Source organism: Streptomyces sp. NPDC096339 (genome assembly GCF_044762985.1).
GTDB lineage: Bacteria > Actinomycetota > Actinomycetes > Streptomycetales > Streptomycetaceae > Streptomyces.
Map to the genome: position 1 here is coordinate 16,171 of NZ_JBIWFI010000001.1, position 15,829 is coordinate 31,999.

A 15,829-nucleotide genomic window follows, 5' to 3' on the forward strand; every position below is an offset into this window, starting at 1 on the left:
AAAGTCAACGGCATTGTGGTTAAACGGCAAGCTCAGTACCTGATCCGTATCCCCCGCGGTGCTCCTCTGCCGACGTGGTCCGCCTCGCCGCCGACGGCCGTTGCAGGCCTCTGGCCTTCGTCGTCACGCCTGGCCAGGCCGGCGACGCACCCGCGTTCACGCAGGTCATGGCCGCCATCCGAGTGACCAGGCCCAAAGGCAGACCCAGAACCCGACCCATCGTCGTGCTGGCCGACAAGGCCTACTCGTCCCGCGCGATCCGCGAGCACTTACGCAAGCGCAGAATCCGGGCTGTGATCCCGCAGCCGGCCGACCAGCTCGCCAACCGCAAACGCCTCGGCAGCAAGGGCGGCAGGCCGCCGGCCTTCGACAAGACCGCCTACAAGCAGCGGAACACCGTCGAGCGGTGCATCAACAAGCTCAAGCAGTGGCGCGGCCTGGCCACCCGCTACGACTGTGAGGATGTGCAGGTGCCGCTTCGGGTGGTGGCTTGACCCGCGTTACGACTGGCCCTGGTGCCTTGCGTTTGATCTGTCAGCCACTGTCCGGAGCGGTACTCGCTGCCGCTGGACCGGCGGGTGTGTCCCGATAGGGGCCTTCGCGAGAGGCACCGTCACAGTCCTGACCGCCCTGACCGATCCAGCGATGGCCGCCCCGCTTCCCATGGCTGCAGGAGACAGGTGACCGTGACCAGGATGACCCAGTCCGCCCCGCCGGACCAAGAGACTTCCGAGATCGTGCTGGGTGTCGATACCCACAAGGACATCCATGTGGCCGCCGTGGTCACGGCCGCCGGCGCCTTCATCGAGAGCCGGAGCTTTCCGACGACCGCCGAGGGCTACGAGCATTTACTGCATTGGGCCCGGACACTGGGCCGCCTCGACCGGGCCGGGGTGGAGTGCACGGGCTCATACGGCGCCGCACTGAGCCGGTATCTCCTCAGTCAGGGCATCACCGTCTTCGAGGTGAACCAGCCCGACAAGGCCACCCGTCGGCGCCGCGGCAAGAGCGACATCATCGACGCCGAGGCCGCAGCCCGTGCCGTGATCACCGGCCGGGCCACCGCGACCGCGAAGGCCGGCGACGGGCCCGTGGAGATGCTCAGGCTGTTCAAGATGGCCAAGGCCTCCGCGACCAAGTCCCGGGCTCAGGCAATCAACCAGCTCAAGGCCGTCCTCGTGGCCACCGACCCCGACCTCCGCCAGTCCATGGCCGGTCTGAGCAACCCCAAACTGATACGCGCCTGCGCCAGCCTCGACGGCCCGGCAGTCGGAGCGGCCGGGGCAGCGGCCCACACGCTCCGGCTCCTGGCCCGGCGGATCCAGCACCTCACCGAAGAGATCGAGGACCTCACCACCCGGATCACAGAGGTCATCACGCGGCACAACCCGCAGCTCCTGGCCTGCTACGGCGTCGGCCCCGACACTGCCGCGACCCTCCTGATCTCAGCAGGCGACAACCCGGAACGACTCCGCAGCGAGGCCTCGTTCGCAGCCCTCTGCGGCGTCAGCCCAGTCGAAGCCTCCTCCGGGAAGACCCAGCGACGACGCCTCAACCGCGGCGGAAACCGCCAGGCCAACTCCGCCCTCTACACCATCGTGCTGGCCCGCCTCCGATGGGACACCCGCACCCGCGGCTACATCGACAGGCGTGTCTCCGAAGGCAAGACCCGACGCGAAGCACTCCGCTGCCTCAAGCGCTACGTCGCACGCGAGATCCACCGACTCATCACGCACACCACAACCCACGTCCTGGCTGCTTGACATCCATAGGGGCATCAAAACCGCAACGGTCTACCAGGCAGCCCTCCACCTCGCGGCCATCCACATCTGGACCGCGAGGTGATCCCTAAGAGACGGCCTAGTGCTGTGACCGGAAAGGTCCACCGGGTCGCAGCACTTGGTAGGGGAAGGGTTTGATCGGGCTTGGCGGGAGGTGTCGCTACTGGTGCGGCTTGGCCGCCGGGAGCTCCCGACCTGCTCTTCCGAAAGCGCTATAGACTGCTCGGCTCCATCTGGCTGGAGGTCGTCCGAGTGCTTTCCGTACGGGTTCTTGTCATTGTTCCATTGGCTTTGGTTGGTTTCGGCCTCACCGGTTGTTCGGCCGTCTGGGGCTGTACCGACCGGGTGGCAGAGCGCTCTGAAGCTGGGGCCTCGGTTCAGGTCGTGGACACGTCCGAGCGGCCTATCGGGGTTACGGCCAAGGTCGTTGAGTGGCGACTCGAGCCCCATCCACAGACGCCCTACGAGGGGAATCTGGCGCACTTCCACTACCGTTTCGACGGCGTTGCCGAGGGGGCGATCGGGCCTGCGGTGCAGGCCTGCGCGGTCGACGAAAAGCGTGTGGCGTTGATGTGCAAGACGATCTATTCGTCCACTGCGTGGTCCAAGCCAGACGGAACCCGCACGGGTGACGACTGGCTTACCGTCGAGCACCCTGAGCTGGTTGCCGGAGTGCTTCTGATCCCCAACAATCAGTCCGAAGGCGGGCGTTCGTGTGCGCAAGACACGAAAGACGGTGGCGGGGTGCACCCTCCGAAAGCGGCCTCAGTAGGGGACCAGCTCTAGTTGACCGAGGCCAGCAATACTGGGTCTCGATCTAGTGCCGACCGGAAGGTTCGCCGGGTTGTGCGGTCAGGCCGCGGAGGGTAGGGGTCTGCCGCCCCAGCGGATAATCGGTGACCGCGAGCCAGCGGATTCGGCCCGCACCCACGCCATCAGGCGACGGCAAGACTGCTCAAAGACTCACGAACCGCCCTCTCAGAGGGCGGTTCGTGACCCTTTGAGTGACTCTGTCGTCACCTGATGGTGTGGGTGCAGGCGGAATCTGCTGGTCTGCAGCCGGTGGCCTGTTGGGCTGATGGGGTGAGTGAACGCAAGCCGTACCCGAGTGACTTATCGGACGAGCAGTGGTCGTTGATCGAGCCGGTGATCACGGCGCGGAAGGACCGGCATTGCTCGGTCAGCGGCCACCAGGGCGCCTACGCTATGCGGGAGATCGTGAACTCGATTCTCTACCAGAGCCGGACGGGCTGCCAGTGGGCCTACCTCCCGCATGATCTTCCGCCGAAGAGCGCGACATACTACTACTTCGCCGCATGGCGGGACGACGGGACCGACCAGGTCATCCACGAACTCCTGCGCTGCCAGGTCCGGGAGCGGGCCCGACAATTAGAGGACCCGACCCTGGTGGTCCTGGACACGCAGAGTGTCCGGGCGGCCGCCGGGGTCCCTGCCACCACGACTGGCCGGGACGCCGCAAAGAAGGGCCCGGGCCGCAAGCGGGGCCTGGCCGTGGACGTACTCGGCCTGGTCATCGCCGTCATCGTCCTCGGCGCGAGGGTGCATGACAACACGGCCGGCATCGCCCTGCTCGACCAGGTCGCCGAGAACACCGGCGGCACCGTCGAAAAGGCCCTGGTCGACCAGGGCTTCAAGGTCGCCGTGGTCGCTCACGGCACCGCGATCGGGATCGACGTGGAGATCGTCGCACGCAACCCGCAGGACATCGGCTTCGTGCCGCAGCCCAAGCGCTGGAGGGTCGAGCAGACCTACGGGATCCTGACTGCCTGTTTCCGATCCCGGACCCAGTGAGAGGTGGGGCTCACCTGGGTGTTTAGGGTGCTGGCATGGCTGTCCCTGAGATCATCCCTATCACCCATGAGCCGGACTATCGGACGAGCACCATCGGCCGGTTCAGCGGCGGCCAGTTTCTGGCTTCGGTCACCTATGCCTTCCCGGATGGGTTCGCGATGGGGGACGGCTGGGAGGAGCAGAAGCGGCTCTTCGCAGTGCTCCACAAGTTCGACCACGACGGGCACCACCAGGAGTCCGATATCTGGTGTGCCGGTACTTGGGCAGAGCAGATGAAGCGTCCGCGTGGCGAGCATTCTGTGGTTGCCCGCGCGGAAGCGCGGCTGGCCGCCGGCCTCGCTGGGCTCGCAGATCGTGAGTACTGCGACATTGCCATCCGGCCGTTCCAGCTCACCGTTGATGGTGTGGTCTTCGGCCTGGTCACGGAGTGCCATGCCGAGGACGAGGAGGGCGAGCACGACTGGGCTGAGCTCTATCCGGATCGATTGGGCTTCTCGGCTCCGTGGAACGGCGAGTACGACACCTGACTGCCTTTTCTGATCTCGGAGCCAGGGCTTCGGCGGGCCGCCTCACCCCATCGGTCAGTCGTGAGGGAGCTGGGGACATGATGACCTCGTGACCAACAGCTCGCAGACACCTCCGGCCCGAATTCCGGGCTATGACGGTGGCCCCTTCCGCCACCAGCCCGAACTTCTGGACGAGTACCTGTTCTGGCAGGTCCACCTGCCCCTGGGCGCCACACAGGATCAGGAAACGGGAGCCTTGTTGTCCCAGCTGCTGGGAGGCGACACCTGGCCCCTGTTCACGGTGCCGCTCGCCGGTGACCACCACCTGTATGTGGTGTATCGCGCCTTGGAGGGGGAGGCCGGCATCGACTACCTCGTGCACCATCCTGACTGGGACGCGGCCGAGACCTTGGCGCAAGACGATGGGCACTTCATGGGCCCGGGTCTGTCCTGGGCCGAGCTGATCGCCGCGGCCGACAACGGCCTGCCCGGCGGCAGCACCACAAACCCCGACGCCCGACTGCTGCTCCTGCTCCCGGCATTCGGCGACGATGCCGTACCGGATGACGCCGTCGAGCGTCTGACCGCCGCATTGAGTGCCCGCACCCGTGTTGAGGAGCCTGAGCAGCTTGCTGCGACACTCCTTGAGCATCAGGGGCAGTGTGGCCCCACTCGGTGGACGACGGCCGAGGGCGGCTACCTGATCAACGACGGTGGCTACTCCTTCCGTAACCCTGCCAACCGCTTCGCCTGGCCGGCCGCCCGCCTGGCCCAGGTCGCCTCCGCACTGACAACTTCCTGACGGCAGCGCGAGGAAACGAAGAGCTCCTGGTCAGAGCGAGGGTGAGAACCGCTCTGGGGGCTTGCGTGCCTTGGTGATCCGGCGGGTCATGAGGGTGATGGAGGCCCAAGTGATGAGGGTTTCCGAGTGCTGGACGAGCCGTTCGTAGTCGCGTGCGTGCCGGCGGGCCCGCATCATCCAGGACCAGGTCCGTTCCACGACCCAGCGACGGGGCAAGATGACGAAGCCGGAGGCGTCCTTGGGTCTGCTGACGGTCTTGATCGTCAAGTTGAGGTACTTCTTTGCCCAGGTCACGAGCTTGCCCGCGTAGGCGGAGTCCGCCCAAACGATGGTGATCTCGGGGTGCATGAGTCGGAGGCGGAAGAGGACTTCCTTGGCCGCTTGGCTGTCGTGGAGGTCGGCGGGGGTGACCATGACGAGCAGGGGAAGACCGCGGGTGTCGACGACCATGTGGCGTTTGCGGCCGTTGATTTTCTTGCCCGCGTCGTAGCCGCGCGAGTCACGTCCGACGGTCTCGGCGGCCTTGACGGACTGGGAGTCGATGACGGTGGCGACCGCGCGGGGTCCTTTGCCCATATCGCGGCGGATCCGTTGCGCGAGGACATCGCGGATCTGGGTGATGACACCGCAGGCGGCCCAGCGGGCCATGAACCCCCAGACGGTCCGCCAGAGCGGGTAGTCCGCCGGCAGCGCCCGCCACTTGCAGCCGGTGTCGACGACGTAGCGGATCGCGTCGACGATCTCGCGCCGGTCGTGTTTCTCGGGCCGGCCGCCGACGGTGGTTTCGCAGGCCGGGACGGGCAGCAGGGGTTCGAGCAGGGCCCACTCGGCGTCGGTGGTGTCGGAGGGGTAGCGGCGTCGGCGCATGGCGGCTGGCCTTCAAGCCGATGCTGCCCGGGGCCCGGCCGAAGGCCGGGCCCCGGGCAGCGAGGGGTCAGTAGCTGTTGACGAGGTCGAGGGTGGACTCGATCGAGTTGAGCTGGGCGGTGATGTGACGGACCCACTTGTCGCCCGGGTGGGCGGTGGCATGGGGAGCGACGGTGCCGGTGATGAACCGGCGGAACTCAGTGAGCTTCTCCTTGATCACCTTCCGTTCGTAGGCCTCCAACGCGGCCCGTTCGGCTCCGAGCTGGTAACCGTCGGCCCTGGTCCAGATCAGCGGAGGCCATCCCTGGTCCGCGATGACGTCCCGCAGGGCGGCCAGCCCGGACCTCACCTGGCTGGGGGTGAGGTCGCTGGCGCGGGTCAGCTGGTGGAAGAGGAGTCCGGCCGGGCGTGCTTCGAAGAGCACGAACCGAAGGGTGTCGGCGTGCCGCAGAGCGGCGTCGCCCCGGCGCCGTGAGGCGCGGGGCATGGCTACTGGCCTCGGAGAAGGGCGGCGAGCTCGTCGTCCATGTCGACCTTGCCGGTGTCGACGGCATTCTCGATCCAGTCGAGGGTGGCCCGCACCTTGGCGATGTTCTGGTGAACGATTGCCTGTTCGTCCTCTGTCAGCTGGCGGTCCCGCAGTCCCGGGACGGCCCGGCCGGCTGCGGCAACGAAGGAGTGGCAGGCGGTGACCAGGTCCAGGAACTCGACCGTGCGGTTGATCTGCTTGACCGCCGGCGCGACGGGACTGGTCCGTTCGAAGTTCTCGCGGGCCTGGCGGCCGCGTTCGACCTGGGCATGGTTGACCTGGTGGCGGGCGGTGTCGTCGCTCATCGCCCGGAACGCGACGTCCGGGCGCCGCAGCAGCCCGGTGGTCACGGTCGCGGCGACGGTCTCGTCGCGGGTGAACTCCTCGACCACCCGGACCCGGTCCTCGACGGCGACCTGCGCCGAAACCGCAGGCCGGCGCAGCAGGTCGGTGGTGACCACCGCGGCGACTTCCTCGTCCTGGGCCAGGGCGTGGATCGCGCTGATCTTCTCCTGCTTGGAGACCGGGTTGTCGACCTGCCAGCCGAGCACACGGCTTGCGTCGTCAGCGGTCCACCGGGTCTTGCCCTTGGGCGGCAGTTTCACGGCCGCGAATCGCTCGTTCTCGTCGTCGACGCTGGCCAGGATCCGGTAGACGGTGAAGGAGACGCCGACCTGCCGATGCTGCTTGGGCCAGCGGGAAGCAACCCAGCGGGCGTTGTTGACGGTTCCGTACTTGAGGCCGATGTCCTCGGCGAGCCGCATGAGCGACTCCTTGACGCTCCACCCGGCCTCGGGCCGGGAGCTGTCTCGGGCGCGGAGGGGTTCGATCTCCAGGGCGCGGTCACCGATCGTGAACTGGCCGCGGGAGTGCTGGTCGACGACTTCGCGGAGCTCGGCCACGATCTGTTCGTATCGTGACGGGCTGACGCTTCCGATCTTCTCGATGTCCTCGGGCATGGTGTGTCACCACCCAAAGCGCGGGCCCTGGCACGGCCATCTTCCTGCCGTGACGGTACAAAGCCCGCTCGTCACCGAGAGTCAGACCGCAAAGAGGAAGATCGCAACGAAAGACCGCAAATATCCGAGAACTGGCTGAACTTGGACAACTGATGCGTTCGCGGTGCGGTTACTGTGACCGGTCTGCGAACGGGTCGTTCCGCCGCCGCCATGCCCTCACCTTGCACTTCGGCGAGCAATAAACGGCCGCGAATCGCCGGTCCACCCCCGCAATCCAGCGGGCTCCGCACTCGCGGCACTCGCCCTCACCGATCCCGCCCTGCACTGCGGCAAGACGCCGGCGCAACCGACGCTCCACCCGCCACTGCCTGGAACGACAGGCCGCCGAGCAGAACACCGCCTCCGGCCTGGCGCCCGGCCGAAGCCGGTCACCACAAGCCCGACAGGCCCGCTCTGTGGCCTTCTCGGAGCCCTTCGACACCAGCTCAGCCTAGGCCCTCCGGCCAGCCCGCGGAGTGGATACGAAACAGGCAGTGATACTGCACCGGCGCCTGGTCCGAGATTACGAACACCGCCCGGCCTCCTCCGCCTCCCGTGTCTACTGGGCGATGACCCACGTCATGGCCCGTCGTCTCACCGACGCGAACACCCCCACCTGGCGCGACCCGCAGGCGGTGGCCGCGTGAACGTCCAGCCCCTGCTTGACGCGCTCGGCATCCAAGAGGACGCCGCCGGAGCAACGGCCGATGATCTCCGCACCCAGATCGGCGAACTACAGGCCCGGCTGCGGGAGGCCGAGATCCACCTCGAACACCTCGCGATCACCCGGAAGACCGTCACCGCCCTCGCCGACCGGATCCCCGCCCGAGCCGACTCGTCGGACCTGCCCGAGCACCCGGACTACCCCCGCATCCTCGCCGTCTTCAACGAGGCCACCGGCCCCCTCCGAGCCCGCGACGTCTGTGAAGCCCTCGACCACGAACTGCTGCCGAGGAACATCGAGGGCACCCGCGCCAAGCTGAAACGCCTGGTCAAGCTCGACATCATCACCAAGGCCGGCACCGGAAGCTTCACCAGGAAGCAGTAGTCACCCGAGCACCACGACCAGCAGCCCCGCCATCAGCGGCGCTCGTCGGCGCGCAGGCGCTTGATCTCGGCGATGAGGCGGGGGATATCCCGGCGGGCATGCCCAATGAAGTCGAGATCGTGGTCGCCGGCGGGGTCAAGTCCTCGCTCCGTGGCCCGGGAGACATACATGTCGGGCTCGCTGTCGTCGAGCTCACCGATCCGAATTGTCAGCGGCCAGTTGAGATGGTTCTGATCCACTTCTTGTGGTCCGATCGCGGAGCGTCACGGCCGTCAGTCCGCGAGGAGGATCTGTCGGCGGAGGAGGTCGAAGCCGGCCCGGCCGTACCCGTCCCTCTTGATCCGCCTCGACTCTGCCGGAGCTCCATTCCAGCGTGAGCCCGGCGGTGACGGGGTCGAAGTCCTGCCGTAGGCCGCGGGCCAGGCTCCGCAGCGGTTTCAGTCCGGTGTGTTCGGCGCGGGTGAGCCAGCTGTCGAGGTCGTTTCCGCGTCGCTCGGTCATCATCTGGGCGAAGGTGCGCACGCAGTCGGCGACGGCTTCCAACTCCTGGCACCGGGACAGCAGATGCTTGAGCTTGAGCGTATTGCTCTCGTTGACCTTGTCGGGATGCGCGGTGATCAGCCAGCTGGCTTTCCGGACGGTCAGCTCCTTGGGCTTGTCGGGTGCGGGCTTCCCGCTGGCCCGGACCTGCTCCAGGTGGCGGCGGACGGTCCGCTTACTGCCGCGGTAGCCGAGCTCGGTGATCTCCGCATGAAGCCGTGCCGCGTCCGTGCAGCCCTCGTTCCATCGCCGGTACAGATACGGCGAATAGGCGTGGATCTGGCCGTAGCGGCCAGCACCCGTGCCCAGGGACGCCGCCTCGGGAGTGCCGGCGTGCGCGTAGCGGCGCACGGTCTTGCGATCGAGTCCGAGGGTCTTGGCGATCACCTCGATCTGCACGCCCTTGTCGTAGAGGGCATGGACCGCGGCATGGCGCTCGCGTCGTTTGATCGCGCGTGGCCCTTCCGCGGATTCCGGGACCTCGTCGGCTGTCGTGCCGGTCTGGGCGACGGCGGTGCCGGCCGTGGTGTCCTCGGTGATCTCGGTGAGGCACTTGCGGTGCTGCGCAACGCACTTCTCCACGGCCTCGCACAGGTTCATCCAGAGGTGATATCTGTCTGCGACCTGCGTGGCGTCGGGACAGGCGGTACGGACGGCTTCGGCGTAGGCGCTGGCCCTGTCTCTGCACACGATCTCGGCCCCGGGGTGATCACGCAGCCAGGCCGTCAGCGTCTCTGAGGTGCGATCGGGCAGCACGGCCACGCGTTCGCCGCTCTCCATGTCCAAGATGATCGTGCCGTACACGTGGCCCTTCTTGAAGGCGAAATCGTCCACCCCCATCACGCGAGGGGCGGTCGAGGACTGCGGGTCGGGGAGCTTGCGCAGCATCCTGATCAGCGAGTTCGCGCTGGCCGGGATCGACAGGTGCCTGGCCAGCCGGGCCGCTGGACGTCCCGCAAGGGCCAGTGCTATCCGCTCCAGTACCCGGCGCAGTGCCGGGGTGCGGCGCGCGAACCGCTCGGTGAGCCCGTCTACCTGCTCGACGAACGTACGACGAGAACACCCGGAGACAGGGCATATGAACCGTCTGACCAGCAGGTTGATCACGGTCTTCTGTCCGGCCACCGCGAGGTCGGCCAAGGGCCGCTGATAGTTGCCGTGGATGCGACGGGACGCCGCCCCGCATCCGGGGCAGACCGCTTCCGCGGCCACGGCTCTCGCCACGAAAGTGACCGTGTCGTCACCGACCACCACTTGATCCACCGCGACCGACGCCAGATGAGAGAAGGCCACCCAGAGAACGCTGCAGTTACACGAACCACCATCCTGCCAGGGCCTTGTGACGCACTGTCATCGCCCCACAAGAAGTGGATCAGAACCGTTGAGATTCCCCACTGGCGGCCAGTTGGTGGGGAGCGATCTGGCCGCCAGTGGTCACAGAACGTGCCGACCGTCCGGTCGAGGTTTTCAGTTTCGGGCGAGGAAGTCGCTGATGAGCTTGAGCCACTCCTGGGGGCGTTCGGCGAACGGCAGGTGTCCGGTCGGGAGTTCAGCGACCTCGGCTGCGGGGATGGCGGCGGCGAGTTCCCGCTGGAGGGCCGGGGAGATGAGCGGGTCGGCGGTGGTGACGACCACGAGGGTCGGTACCGCTATGCCGGCAAGGTCGGCGCGTACGTCGATGCGGCGGACGAGGTCGACGTGGTCCCCGGTGCCGGCGGGGATGACGGGAGCGAGCTGTTCGACAGCCGCCTGGACCTGGGCGGGGTTGAGGGTGTTCAGGGCGCCTTCGCTGAGGGCCATCAGGCTGAGGTAGTTGGCCAGCAGGGTGTGCTGGCCGGTCTCGTAGAGCTGGTGCCAGATGGAGGTGGCCAGGTCCGTGCGCGTGTCGGCGTGGGCGAATGCCGCGCTGAGCACGAGTGAGCTGACCCGCTCGGGGTGACGTGCGGCCAGGCGGATCGCCACGGGCCCGCCGAGCGAGTAGCCACTGACGGCGAACGTGTCGAGCCCTTCGGCATCGGCCGCCGCGACCAACTGATCCACCAGCTCCTCCACATCCAAGGGGGCGTCGGGCTGCGGGGTCTCACCGGCTCCCGGGAGGTCGACTCCGACAACGGTGTGCCCTGCGGCCAGCCCGTCCATGATCGGCCCGTAGTTGGCTTCGATGCTGCCGCCGGCGCCATGGGCGAGCAGGAGGCCAGGTCCGGAGCCGCGCGTGGTACGGGCGAAGACGGCGGGCGCGAGTGTGGTGGTCATGGAGTCCCCCATTGCTGTAGCGATCGCTAAAGACATGACGTCCCTGACGGTAGCAGAATCTTTAGCGATCGCTACAAGAGCGGGTAGGCTTCCCCTGTGAGCAGCGATAAGAACCCCGCACAGCCCGCGGCCAAGCGGGCCCGGCGCGCCTTCGACCGCGACAGAGCCCTGGCCGCTGCGCTGGAGGAGTTCTGGACGCACGGCTACGACACGACGTCGATCGCCTCGCTCACCAAGGCGATGGGCATCAACCCGCCGAGCCTGTACGCAGCCTTCGGCGACAAGCGGCAACTGTTCGACGAGGCCGTCCGGCTGTACGTACGCACGTATGCGGTGGGCCCACCGCAAGGCCCCGATGCCCACTCGGCCATCGCTCGGATGCTCCGGGAACTCGCCGCCGACTACACCGACCCGAACCATCCGCCGGGCTGCCTCATCATCACCGGGGCGACCAACTGCACCCCTGGCTCACAGGACGTGAAGACCAAGCTGCGTGCCATGCGCGAGGAGAGCAAGGCATCGATCGCCACCTGCATCCGCGCCGGTATTGACACCGGACAACTCCCCTCCGACACCGACGCCGACGGACTCGCGGCCTTCTACGCTGCGGTCATCCAGGGCATGAACCAGCAAGCATGGGACGGAGCAGGACGGGCGACACTGAATCGCGTGGTCGACGCAGCGATGGCGGCATGGCCGGTGGCACCATGCCCGTAGCGCCGACCCCTCGTCCCCACCGGCCTGACCAATACCTCACGACATCCACCAGCGGGGCCCGAACGTAACGGCGCGTCACATCACACCTGGCCGTACGTGGGGAATTCCCTCTGACTGCTGTCACCGAATGAAGTTGTCTCCACCCAAGTGGTCACGGCCTTCGACGAAGGACTGCCACGGCCCTTGGCTGGCCATCGCGCACCGCTGTTCGATCGCGTCGAGTTCGTCGCTGCTGAGGGGTTTGGTGTCGTTCACACTGCCTCCGGGTTCGTGTGTTCGATCAGCATGCCGCGTTCGAAGCGGTTGCTGGCCCTCTTGGCGACCTTCATGCGTAACCTGCTGCCCGGCGCCGGAACTTCGACACACGGCGCCCGAAGCTCTCGCGATGCTCCCTGAGGGACCTCGTGTCCCGTCCTGGGGCTGCAGACCATCGGAATCCGCCTGCACCCACACCATCAGGCGACGACAGAGTCGCCCAAAGGCTCACGAACCGCCCTCTCAAGGTCATGGAACTCGGCCACGTCCGCCAGGGTGAGGGTGGCCTTCTCCACAGGCCTGCACTTGCTCCCCCTCATCCTCTCCCTCGTCGTCGCAGCCCGCCTCGGCGGCAACATCGCCGAACGCTCCGGTCCCAAAGCCGTCATCACCGTCGGCATGATCATGTGGACCATCGGTCTGCTCGTCCTGGCCCAAGTCGACAGTGACACCGACTTCTCGGTCACCGGCAGCGCGCTGGCTCTCATGGGAGCCGCTCTCGGCTTCACCATGCCCACCACCCTCGACGTGATCCTTTCCTCGCTGCCCACCGAACACGTCGGTGCCGGATCCGCCCTGGCCAACTCCATGCGCCAGATCGGAGCCTCCATCGGCGTCGCCGCCCTCGGCTCCACACTCAACACCGTCTACCGCAACGGCGTGGACCCCGACGTCCCCGCCCAACTCCCCGCCGCCACCCAGGACGCCATCCGCGACAACGTCGCAGCAGCCGCCAAAGCCGCCGACATCCTCCCCACCGCCCAGGGCCGAACGCTCCTGGAATCGGCACAGGAAGCCTTCGTCTCCGGCATGTCCGCCGTCGCTCTCATCTGCGCCGCCCTCGCCGCCCTCACCACCATCCTCGTCATCACCCTCCTGCCCGCCCGGGACACCGAAACCGCCACCCTGATAGTGGCCGACGCCCCCACCTCCGCGTAGCAGCGCCAGGACCGCCAGCAAGCGCTGTCGGTCCCGGTCACCGGCCAACCCAAGGCCGCAGACTCCAGCCGGACGGCTCACCCGAATCGGCGATAGCACCACACCTGTTGCGCTGGGTACGGTAAGCACTCCGCACGCTGAGCTGCACGAACTCACCAACCTCTGCGCTGTGCCACACTCCCAGCCCCAGAGAATCCCCTATGCAAGCCGTGCCAGCAGGCCCGGCAAGAGCATCTGGCCCGCCCCTGACCGTGCACGATCCCGAACCACCGCCCGCCCCGATCACTCTCCTTCTGCCGGACGGGCAGGAAATCGGGCGGGTGCGGCTCTACGAGCGCCAGCAGCTCGACACCGGTCTATGGATGTACCGCATAGGCGTCCCCCTCTGGCGCACAGCTGAGGGCGGCGGCGCCGAGGCGGCCGAGTACAGCACGTGGGTCACATCCGCGCAGCTGCGCCCGATCCCCGGCGTCAGCCTCGACGGCGTGCCCACACACCGCCGGCAAGCGGCCACCGCGGCGCCCGCCCCTTGGTCGTGGGTCCTCGATGCCCGCACCGGCAGCCGGGCCGCCACCGTCCACGCCACAGCCTGCCGGTACGCGGCAGCCACGCGCGCCCGCTGCGCACCATGCAGGCACTCGACACACTCGCCCGGCCCGGCACCATCGCGTACACCGGATGCGACGCCGCCGAAGCCCTGCTCCCGATCCTCGCCCACGGCCAGGACGAGACGCCCGGTGCTGATGGCTGAGCCCGGGCACATGTTCCACGGCCGTGCGCCGTCGGGACATCGTCGGGCGTGCCCTGCTCACTGCGCCAAAGCCCGATCGTCGACCGCCAGGGCCCCGGCAACCTCCGGTGCTCAGCGATAGTCCCTTCCGGTGGTGTCGCTCAGCTTGTGGGAGACGAGTTCGTTGACGGGTGCGGGCCAGAGCTGGATGAGGTGGTGTTCCAGGGGGTGCTCGTCGTCGGGTTCGGTTGCGTTGCGGGCCGCGTCGCGGCCGCGGGCGTGGACGCGGATCCGTGTGGGCCGGCCGGTGTAGGCGGCCAGGGAGGGGAAGGGTGTCGTGTCGTGGGCGTCGAAGATGTAGGCGTCACCGTCCGGGAGGTTCAGGCTCCCATCGACGATCTCGTCCCAGTCGTCCAGGACGGGCGCTGGTGGAGGGGTGGGGGTGCAGTTCGAGGGTAACGGTGACGTATCCGGTTTCGAGGCCGGTCAGGATGACGGCGAACGTGCCGGGAACGCCGATGCCGGTGCCCGGGCGTAGTGGTGCGAGGAGTCCGTTGAAGTGGGTGTAGGTGAAGCCGGTGGGGTCGAATTCGGTGCCGTAGAGGTAGTACTGGCTGTCGCTGGCCCAGACGGGTGCGGTGGCGGCGATGTCCTTCAGGGCGCTCATCAGGGCACCTCGACCCAGAACTTGTCGCCGTTCAGGACACGCTGGGCCTTGTAGAAGGCGGAGAGGTAGCCGCCCTGGCTGTGCTGTTCGGAGGCGGGGACCCAGGCCCATCCCCAGTCACGGCGCTCTGATTTCAAGGCACCCTGGTCGGTGCGCGCGAAGGGGTACTCGTCACAGGACTGGCCCTGGGGACATTTACGGGAGGAGGGACGCGCCGATGCCGGCAGAGACCAGGGCGGCGACTCCGACGCCACGGCGACGACGGCCATGCCGGTGGCGACGACCGACGTCACAGCGACAGCTGAGCCCACGCCATGCGCCCTCCGGATAAACGCTCGGCCACCTGCCTGACTCCATGGCCCCGTCTGCCCGCTCGGAGGCCCGTACACCAACAGACTCAAGGCTCCCGGGCCGGGCGGCGGCACCCGGCGCGCAAACCCGACGAGGAGCACCGCGTGGACCTCCATCTCACGGACAAGGTGGCCCTGGTCACGGGAGCAAGCAAGGGCATCGGGCTGGCGATCACCCGAGCGCTGGCCGGCAAGGGCGCGCGGGTGGTCGCGGCCGCCCGTACGCTGGACGGGCCTCTGGCCGAACTAGCGGCAGGTGGGCGGGTGCGGCCGGTCTCCGTCGACCTGACCACCGAGGACGGACCGGCGCGCGCGGTACAGGTGGCGGCCGAGGCGTTCGGCGGACTGGACGTCCTCGTCAACAACGTGGGCGCCGTCAGCCCCCCGCCTGGTCGGCTTCCTGTCGGTCAGCGATGAGGCATGGACCTGGTGCCTGACCATCAACTTCCTCGCCGCCGTCCGAACCACCCGGGCCGCCCTCCCCCACCTCATCGAACGCGGGACGGCGTCCGTCGTCAACGTCAGTTCGGTCAACGCCTTCCTCCCCGATCCCGGCGTGATCGACTACTGCGCGGCCAAGGCAGCCCTCACAAACTTCTCGAAAGCGCTGTCCAAGGAATTCGGCCCGCGCGGCGTACGCGTCAACACTGTCAGCCCAGGCCCGGTCGAAACCGACCTCTGGCTCGGAGACCGAGGTGTGGCGGCTACCGTCGCCGCCGGATCGGAACACACCCCGGACGACGTCGTCACCCAGGTCGCCGCCCAGCTCGTCACAGGACGCTTCACCCGTCCCGAGGAGGTCGCCGACCTCGTCGTGTTCCTCGCCTCCGACCGGGCTGGCAACACTACGGGAGCCGCCCCCACCATCGATGGCGGCCTGATCACCACCCTCTGATCGGCTCAGACGCAGGTCGATCCAGGCCACGATGTCGCCCTCGTTCAGCGGATGGCGTTCCCCGGTGCGGGCGCGGACGCCGTCGAGCGACAGAGCAGGGTGACCCGTTGTTCCTGACACTGTGCAAGCCATGCCGCGTG

At 67.7% G+C, this 15,829-nt stretch carries 19 protein-coding genes and 3 pseudogenes; 13 read left to right on the forward strand and 9 right to left on the reverse strand.

The features are described from left to right. Window positions 1–77: 77 nt before the first annotated feature. The 6 genes and pseudogenes from ACIQ5Y_RS00085 to ACIQ5Y_RS00110 form a co-directional block, all read left to right on the forward strand. Window positions 78–494: pseudogene (locus tag ACIQ5Y_RS00085) on the forward strand (transposase); the annotation flags it as partial. Window positions 495–695: 201 nt separating this feature from the next. Then, window positions 696–1,763 (forward strand): IS110 family transposase, encoded by a 1,068-nt coding sequence (locus tag ACIQ5Y_RS00090; protein WP_403874458.1) that lies wholly within the window; start codon window positions 696–698, stop codon window positions 1,761–1,763. 270 nt (window positions 1,764–2,033) lie between these two features. Beyond that, window positions 2,034–2,567 carry a hypothetical protein gene (locus ACIQ5Y_RS00095; protein WP_403873090.1) on the forward strand — a complete coding sequence of 178 codons (534 nt, stop codon included), beginning with the start codon at window positions 2,034–2,036 and terminating at the stop codon, window positions 2,565–2,567. 297 nt (window positions 2,568–2,864) lie between these two features. Then, window positions 2,865–3,563 (forward strand): annotated as a pseudogene (locus tag ACIQ5Y_RS00100) (IS5 family transposase); the annotation flags it as partial. Window positions 3,564–3,628: 65 nt separating this feature from the next. Beyond that, on the forward strand, window positions 3,629–4,120 hold the full coding sequence (locus ACIQ5Y_RS00105; RefSeq protein WP_403873093.1) for a hypothetical protein: 492 nt from the start codon (window positions 3,629–3,631) through the stop codon (window positions 4,118–4,120). Between the two features lie 88 nt (window positions 4,121–4,208). Then, window positions 4,209–4,901 (forward strand): hypothetical protein, encoded by a 693-nt coding sequence (locus ACIQ5Y_RS00110; RefSeq protein WP_403873096.1) that lies wholly within the window; start codon window positions 4,209–4,211, stop codon window positions 4,899–4,901. Window positions 4,902–4,931: 30 nt separating this feature from the next. On the opposite strand, the gene ACIQ5Y_RS00115 is transcribed toward ACIQ5Y_RS00110, so the two are convergent. The 3 genes from ACIQ5Y_RS00115 to ACIQ5Y_RS00125 form a co-directional block, all read right to left on the reverse strand. Beyond that, window positions 4,932–5,768, reverse strand: coding sequence for an IS5 family transposase (locus ACIQ5Y_RS00115; protein WP_403873099.1), 837 nt, complete (start codon window positions 5,766–5,768; stop codon window positions 4,932–4,934). 67 nt (window positions 5,769–5,835) lie between these two features. Next, complete coding sequence (locus ACIQ5Y_RS00120; RefSeq protein ID WP_403873101.1) at window positions 5,836–6,255, reverse strand: RacP protein; 420 nt, start codon at window positions 6,253–6,255, stop codon at window positions 5,836–5,838. A 2-nt stretch (window positions 6,256–6,257) separates the two neighbouring features. Further along, on the reverse strand, window positions 6,258–7,256 hold the full coding sequence (locus ACIQ5Y_RS00125; protein WP_403873104.1) for a DUF6192 family protein: 999 nt from the start codon (window positions 7,254–7,256) through the stop codon (window positions 6,258–6,260). A 533-nt stretch (window positions 7,257–7,789) separates the two neighbouring features. Between ACIQ5Y_RS00125 and ACIQ5Y_RS00130 the strand changes: the two are divergent. Then, window positions 7,790–7,942 (forward strand): annotated as a pseudogene (locus ACIQ5Y_RS00130) (IS5/IS1182 family transposase); the annotation flags it as partial. Beyond that, entirely contained in the window at window positions 7,939–8,343 is a 405-nt protein-coding gene (locus tag ACIQ5Y_RS00135) for a hypothetical protein (protein ID WP_403873107.1), read from the forward strand. The pseudogene ACIQ5Y_RS00130 and the gene ACIQ5Y_RS00135, both read left to right, overlap by 4 nt. 32 nt (window positions 8,344–8,375) lie before the next feature. Here ACIQ5Y_RS00135 and ACIQ5Y_RS00140 read toward each other — a convergent pair whose 3' ends face one another. The 3 genes from ACIQ5Y_RS00140 to ACIQ5Y_RS00150 form a co-directional block, all read right to left on the reverse strand. After that, complete coding sequence (locus ACIQ5Y_RS00140) at window positions 8,376–8,582, reverse strand: hypothetical protein (protein WP_403873110.1); 207 nt, start codon at window positions 8,580–8,582, stop codon at window positions 8,376–8,378. Further along, window positions 8,536–10,176 (reverse strand): ISL3 family transposase, encoded by a 1,641-nt coding sequence (locus ACIQ5Y_RS00145; RefSeq protein ID WP_403873113.1) that lies wholly within the window; start codon window positions 10,174–10,176, stop codon window positions 8,536–8,538. The genes ACIQ5Y_RS00140 and ACIQ5Y_RS00145 overlap by 47 nt, the downstream gene beginning before the upstream one ends. 174 nt (window positions 10,177–10,350) lie before the next feature. Then, window positions 10,351–11,136, reverse strand: coding sequence for an alpha/beta fold hydrolase (locus ACIQ5Y_RS00150; protein WP_403873115.1), 786 nt, complete (start codon window positions 11,134–11,136; stop codon window positions 10,351–10,353). Window positions 11,137–11,232: 96 nt separating this feature from the next. On the opposite strand from ACIQ5Y_RS00150, the gene ACIQ5Y_RS00155 reads away from it, so the two are divergent. Beyond that, a complete protein-coding gene (locus tag ACIQ5Y_RS00155; protein WP_403873118.1) occupies window positions 11,233–11,853 on the forward strand; it encodes a TetR/AcrR family transcriptional regulator in 621 nt (206 codons plus the stop codon). A gap of 120 nt (window positions 11,854–11,973) precedes the next feature. Here ACIQ5Y_RS00155 and ACIQ5Y_RS00160 read toward each other — a convergent pair whose 3' ends face one another. Beyond that, on the reverse strand, window positions 11,974–12,108 hold the full coding sequence (locus ACIQ5Y_RS00160) for a hypothetical protein (RefSeq protein ID WP_403873119.1): 135 nt from the start codon (window positions 12,106–12,108) through the stop codon (window positions 11,974–11,976). A 282-nt stretch (window positions 12,109–12,390) separates the two neighbouring features. Between ACIQ5Y_RS00160 and ACIQ5Y_RS00165 the strand changes: the two genes are divergently transcribed. Then, a complete protein-coding gene (locus ACIQ5Y_RS00165; protein ID WP_403873122.1) occupies window positions 12,391–13,047 on the forward strand; it encodes an MFS transporter in 657 nt (218 codons plus the stop codon). A gap of 628 nt (window positions 13,048–13,675) precedes the next feature. Beyond that, window positions 13,676–13,798: a hypothetical protein gene (locus ACIQ5Y_RS00170; protein WP_403873125.1), complete on the forward strand. Its 123-nt coding sequence runs from the start codon at window positions 13,676–13,678 to the stop codon at window positions 13,796–13,798. 343 nt (window positions 13,799–14,141) lie between these two features. Here the strand turns inward: ACIQ5Y_RS00170 and ACIQ5Y_RS00175 are convergent, their stop codons facing one another. Together ACIQ5Y_RS00175 and ACIQ5Y_RS00180 are read right to left on the reverse strand one after the other, a co-directional pair. Then, complete coding sequence (locus ACIQ5Y_RS00175; RefSeq protein ID WP_403873128.1) at window positions 14,142–14,444, reverse strand: hypothetical protein; 303 nt, start codon at window positions 14,442–14,444, stop codon at window positions 14,142–14,144. Next, window positions 14,444–14,737: a NucA/NucB deoxyribonuclease domain-containing protein gene (locus ACIQ5Y_RS00180; RefSeq protein ID WP_403873131.1), complete on the reverse strand. Its 294-nt coding sequence runs from the start codon at window positions 14,735–14,737 to the stop codon at window positions 14,444–14,446. The genes ACIQ5Y_RS00175 and ACIQ5Y_RS00180 overlap by 1 nt, the downstream gene beginning before the upstream one ends. 162 nt (window positions 14,738–14,899) lie before the next feature. On the opposite strand from ACIQ5Y_RS00180, the gene ACIQ5Y_RS00185 reads away from it, so the two are divergent. Both ACIQ5Y_RS00185 and ACIQ5Y_RS00190 read left to right on the forward strand, forming a co-directional pair. After that, window positions 14,900–15,211 carry an SDR family NAD(P)-dependent oxidoreductase gene (locus tag ACIQ5Y_RS00185; protein WP_403873134.1) on the forward strand — a complete coding sequence of 104 codons (312 nt, stop codon included), beginning with the start codon at window positions 14,900–14,902 and terminating at the stop codon, window positions 15,209–15,211. Window positions 15,212–15,233: 22 nt separating this feature from the next. Then, the gene (locus ACIQ5Y_RS00190; RefSeq protein WP_403874460.1) at window positions 15,234–15,689 is read left to right on the forward strand and encodes an SDR family NAD(P)-dependent oxidoreductase; all 456 of its coding nucleotides are present in this window, start codon (window positions 15,234–15,236) and stop codon (window positions 15,687–15,689) included. Window positions 15,690–15,829: the final 140 nt, after the last annotated feature.

Excerpts from the sequence above, each read along its gene's own strand:
- ACIQ5Y_RS00090 (WP_403874458.1), top strand. The coding sequence starts at position 696 with ATGACCCAGTCCGCCCCGCCGGACCAAGAGACTTCCGAGATCGTGCTG.
- ACIQ5Y_RS00105 (WP_403873093.1), top strand. The coding sequence starts at position 3,629 with ATGGCTGTCCCTGAGATCATCCCTATCACCCATGAGCCGGACTATCGG.
- ACIQ5Y_RS00115 (WP_403873099.1), bottom strand. The coding sequence starts at position 5,768 with ATGCGCCGACGCCGCTACCCCTCCGACACCACCGACGCCGAGTGGGCC.
- ACIQ5Y_RS00120 (WP_403873101.1), bottom strand. The coding sequence starts at position 6,255 with ATGCCCCGCGCCTCACGGCGCCGGGGCGACGCCGCTCTGCGGCACGCC.
- ACIQ5Y_RS00125 (WP_403873104.1), bottom strand. The coding sequence starts at position 7,256 with ATGCCCGAGGACATCGAGAAGATCGGAAGCGTCAGCCCGTCACGATAC.
- ACIQ5Y_RS00150 (WP_403873115.1), bottom strand. The coding sequence starts at position 11,136 with ATGACCACCACACTCGCGCCCGCCGTCTTCGCCCGTACCACGCGCGGC.
- ACIQ5Y_RS00170 (WP_403873125.1), top strand. The coding sequence starts at position 13,676 with ATGCAGGCACTCGACACACTCGCCCGGCCCGGCACCATCGCGTACACC.
- ACIQ5Y_RS00175 (WP_403873128.1), bottom strand. The coding sequence starts at position 14,444 with ATGAGCGCCCTGAAGGACATCGCCGCCACCGCACCCGTCTGGGCCAGC.